General features: G+C 64.1%; 4 protein-coding genes and 2 tRNA genes. 3 read left to right on the top strand and 3 right to left on the bottom strand.

Features of this window, described 5'->3' with window-relative positions:
• The first annotated feature begins 120 nt into the window (after positions 1–120).
• From IT472_RS11685 to IT472_RS11675, 3 genes are all read left to right on the top strand, one after another.
• Positions 121–213, top strand: a tRNA-Ser gene (locus tag IT472_RS11685).
• 77 nt (positions 214–290) lie between these two features.
• Positions 291–367 (top strand) — tRNA-Arg (locus IT472_RS11680).
• A 263-nt stretch (positions 368–630) separates the two neighbouring features.
• The gene (locus IT472_RS11675) at positions 631–1,266 is read left to right on the top strand and encodes a hypothetical protein (RefSeq protein ID WP_297181734.1); all 636 of its coding nucleotides are present in this window, start codon (positions 631–633) and stop codon (positions 1,264–1,266) included.
• 232 nt (positions 1,267–1,498) lie between these two features.
• Here IT472_RS11675 and IT472_RS11670 read toward each other — a convergent pair whose 3' ends face one another.
• The 3 genes from IT472_RS11670 to can all read right to left on the bottom strand — a co-directional run bounded on the left by IT472_RS11670 (position 1,499) and on the right by can (position 4,076).
• Positions 1,499–2,797: a Y-family DNA polymerase gene (locus IT472_RS11670; protein ID WP_297181733.1), complete on the bottom strand. Its 1,299-nt coding sequence runs from the start codon at positions 2,795–2,797 to the stop codon at positions 1,499–1,501.
• A complete protein-coding gene (umuD, locus tag IT472_RS11665; RefSeq protein ID WP_297181731.1) occupies positions 2,790–3,245 on the bottom strand; it encodes a translesion error-prone DNA polymerase V autoproteolytic subunit in 456 nt (151 codons plus the stop codon). Before umuD ends, IT472_RS11670 begins: the two co-directional genes overlap by 8 nt.
• A 186-nt stretch (positions 3,246–3,431) precedes the next feature.
• Positions 3,432–4,076: a carbonate dehydratase gene (can, locus tag IT472_RS11660; RefSeq protein WP_297181736.1), complete on the bottom strand. Its 645-nt coding sequence runs from the start codon at positions 4,074–4,076 to the stop codon at positions 3,432–3,434.
• Positions 4,077–4,087: the final 11 nt, after the last annotated feature.

The raw sequence follows: 4,087 nt of genomic DNA, 5'->3' as shown, positions 1-4,087 counted from the left end.
AGGGTGGCGGCAGGCCCGAAGCGTCGACCGAAACAGGCGTGCCGGACCCATCCAGCGACTGAAAAGGTATGCCCGACTCAGGCCTTGCCTGTATCCTTCCCGGCTTGCGCTGCGCGACCCGGAGACTTGCCCGAGAGGCCGAAGGGGCTCCCCTGCTAAGGGAGGATGGGGTCAACAGCTCCATCGAGGGTTCGAATCCCTCAGTCTCCGCCAGTTTCGCGTTCGCGACAGCAGCAGGCCCAACGTCCGCGTTGACGCACTACGCTGCAATGCATCACAATTGCGCTTCTGCGCCCGTAGCTCAGCTGGATAGAGCACCAGGCTACGAACTTGGGGGTCGGGAGTTCGAATCTCTCCGGGCGCGCCACCAAAAAAGCACGAGGGTCAATGGGTTAGCGCTCATTGGCCCTTTTGCTTTTTGGCGCTGAGGCCGCGTCTGTGCCCATCCTGTGCCCACGCCGTGCCCAAGCATTCGCGAAGCCGTGCCCAAACTGAAAAAAGGCGATTCAACGCGCGCCGGTGCTTGCTCTTCAGTGATTCCGCTGCCATCCCATCCCCCAAGTTACCGTCTCAGCGCGTGAGATCGGCCGGGAGTACTTTCCGGAACACATTCACCGAGGAGAGCATGCCATGACCGAGCGCAGCCATATCACCCTGATTCTGGATCGGACGGGATCCATGCAGGACATCCGTGAGGACGTGGTGGGTGGGTTCAATGCATTCCTCGCGCAGCAACAGGCTGCCCCGGATCCGGCCACCTTTACGCTGGTGCAGTTCGACTCCCAGGATCCCTATGAGGTACTGCACTCGATGGTTCCCATCAGCTCGGCGCCTCCGTTGACGCTGGAACGCTACGTTCCGCGGGCTTCGACGCCCCTCTATGACGCCATGGGCCGGGGTATCCTTGACCTGGAGGCGCAACTGGCCGCCCTCCCGGAATCGGGGCGGCCGACCAAGGTGATCTTCGTGGTCGTCACCGACGGGCAGGAGAATGCCAGTCGCGAGTTCGATCGCAGCCGAGTGACGGTCCTCATCGATGCTAAGAAAGGGTTGGGCTGGGACTTTGTGTTCCTCAGTGCTGATCTTGCAGCCTTCCAAGACGCCCAACACATGGGCGTGGATGCGGCTTCCAGCCTGCTGTTCAGCAGAAGCAAGGCGGGCAACGACCGAGCTTGGGACGCCGCGTCCAACAAGATTTTTGCCCGTCGCACTGGGGTGGCCGACAAGGTGGTCTTTGACGACGAAGACCGCAAGGCGTCGGAGTGAATGCCAGTCGGCGTGTAGCGAAAAATGCAAGCCGAACAACTGGCGGCCAACGCCGATGCGAAGGATCCCGGACTCTAAACAGCCCCACTACGGAAGGCGGGGGGATGTCGGGTCCGCTGCGCAAGCCGCGATCACGCTCGGCCTGACGCAACCCGCGGCGCAGCGACTCGGGCGTATGGCCCACCTTGCCGGCAAGCGAGGCGATCGGGTTGCTCGGGAAAGCACCAACATTTCACCGCACCCGCAACAGTTCATTCCACTTCGTTGTGTAGGCCGGTGACAGTGCCTTGAGGATGGGTCGCCACTGGCTGTCTCGACTGCCATGGCGCCGATCACCCGGCCGTACACCGCCGACAGCCCACCCGGCTGCGCCCAGTCCCACGGCGCCTCGTCCGAACTTTGCATTGATCGCATCCAGCACCGCCATGCCGCGCTCACGGCGCGGGTCGGGCTGCGAGAACAGGTCCGCCTGCCGGGTGTCGGCGCGCACCAAGTCGGCCAATCCCACGCCGCCGCGCTTGTAGTACTGGCCGGGACGCAGGATGGCCTTCGTCAGGCTACGCAGCGCGTGCAAGACCTCGCGCGTGTCGCAACTCGGGTGTGGCAGGGGGACGGCTCTTGAGGCATGGAAGCCGTCGCCCTTGTGTGGATTGCCATCCAACCACACCCATACCGCCGATGCGGCCAGTCCACGATGGCGCAGCTTCTCGCAGGCGACGGTGGCGAAGGTGGTCAGGGCATCGGACGGATCGGTGACATCTCGCCCGAAGCTGCGCGAGACAACGATCTGCTGGCGATCCGGCTCCTCAAGTTCCAGATCGCCACAGGCAATCCCGCATAGCTCCTGCTGGGTCCGGGCCAGCACCACGCCGTAGCGGTCCCGGATGCTCTCGGCAGGCCGTGCGGCAAGGTCGGCGGCGGTCCTGACCCCTTCCTGTTGCAGGCGTGCCGCGTAGCGGTGCCCGACGCCCCACACATCTTCCACCGGTAATTGGTCGATGTTCGCGGACGTTGCGTGGAACACCGCCAATGCCCCAGCCCTCACGGCGCGCTTGGACTGCACCTTGGCCAGCTTGTTGCCGGCCTTGGCCAAGGTGCGGGTTGTGCCCAGCCCCACGCAGCAGGGAATGCCCACCCACTGCAGGATCCGCCTGCGGGCCTCCAGACACACCGCCAGCGGGTTCGGCAGGCCTTCGACATCGACGAAGTTCTCGTCGATCGAATAGATCTCCACCCGTGGGAACAGGTCACGCAGCAGGGTGACGATCCGTGCCGACAGGTCGCCGTACAGCGCAAAGTTGGCCGATCGCACCTGCACCTGTTCACGAATCACCTTGGGCACCTGGAAGATCGGCGTGCCGATCCTCAGACCCAGCGCCTTGGCCTCGGGCGACAAGGCGATGCAGCACCCGTCGCCATTGCCCAGCACCACGGTAGGCACGTCCCTCAAGGAGGGATCGAACACCCGCTCGCAGGACACGTAGAACGTGTTGCCGTCGATCAGGCCAAAGCGCGGTGCAGCCTCAGACATGGAAGTGGATATTGCTGCGGACCACGCCCCAGACGTCCAACTCGACATCCTCCGGAACGATGATTGGCCGGTAGCCGGCGCTGGAGGCCAGCACGATGCGGCCGCCACGCATGTAGAGCTTCTTGACCACGAACCCGCCATCCCACAGCGCCACCACCGTGTGGCCCGGGCGGGCGTTGATCGAACGGTCCACGATCAGCAAATCGCCGTCATGGATGCCGTAATCGACCATTGATCCGCCACAGTCGGCTTGCACCAGGAAGGTGGCGGGCGGATTGGCGATCAGGCGTGCATTGAGGTCGAGGCAGTCGCCCTCGCGGAAGAAATCTTCCGCCGGTGACGGAAAACCGCATGCAGCGCGCACGGCCAATATGGGTAGCAGGCGCTCGGTGGAGGTCGAAACCGGGCCAATCAAGGTCGGTGGATCGGGAAGGGATCGGGCAAGCATGGACGGCATTCTCCTGCGCCCGTGGCTCACCAGCTGAGACACGGGAGAAGGACGCTACGCCCACAGTCACGAATGCGCTATTGGTATTTCGCTGAATGGGCCACGTTCCACGGCGTGAAACGATCCGACCGGAGGGCTATCGGGAAACCACCCGACGATGAAACGCAGGCCGTCGTGGCGCGTGATTCATGCGCCGCAGTGGTGGCGCGCATGGACGGCGGCGATGGCCCGTGCGCACACCGACTCGAGTTCATCGGGCCCGTGCACATCCATCTCCAATTCATGGATCCTGCCGTCGTCCAGTCCGTAGACCCAGCCGTGCACCGCGAGTTGCTGGCCGCGGTTCCACGCATCGCTGACGATGGTGGTCAGGCAGACATTGCGCGCCTGTTCGATCGCGTTGAGCTCGCAGAGCGCAAGGTAGCGAGCGGCGGGGGGCAGGGCGTCCAACAGCGCGGCATGTTTCTGGACGACATCGCCGACGTGGCGGATCCAGTTGTCGGCCAGCCCGATCCGCGCGCCTTCCAGCGCCGCGCCGACGCCGCCGCAGCCGTAGTGGCCGGCCACCAGGATGTGCCGCACCTTCAGCACGTCGACCGCGTACTGGATGGTGGACATGCAGTTGAGATCGGTGTGCACCATCACGTTGGCGATGTTGCGATGGACGAACACCTGACCGGGATCCATGCCGAGGATCTGGTTGGACGGCACCCGTGAATCCGAACAGCCGATCCACAGGTACTTCGGCGCCTGCTGTTTCGAAAGACGCTCGAAGAAGGTCGGGTCATCGCGGGTGATGCCATCGGCCCAGTCGCGGTTGCTGCGCAGCAGGGCTTCGAGTT

It is taken from the genome of Thermomonas sp., assembly GCF_020850895.1.
In the GTDB taxonomy this organism is placed as follows: Bacteria; Pseudomonadota; Gammaproteobacteria; order Xanthomonadales; family Xanthomonadaceae; genus Thermomonas.
The sequence above is the reverse complement of the archived record's forward strand: the minus strand, read 5'-3'. Positions and strand labels throughout refer to the sequence as shown.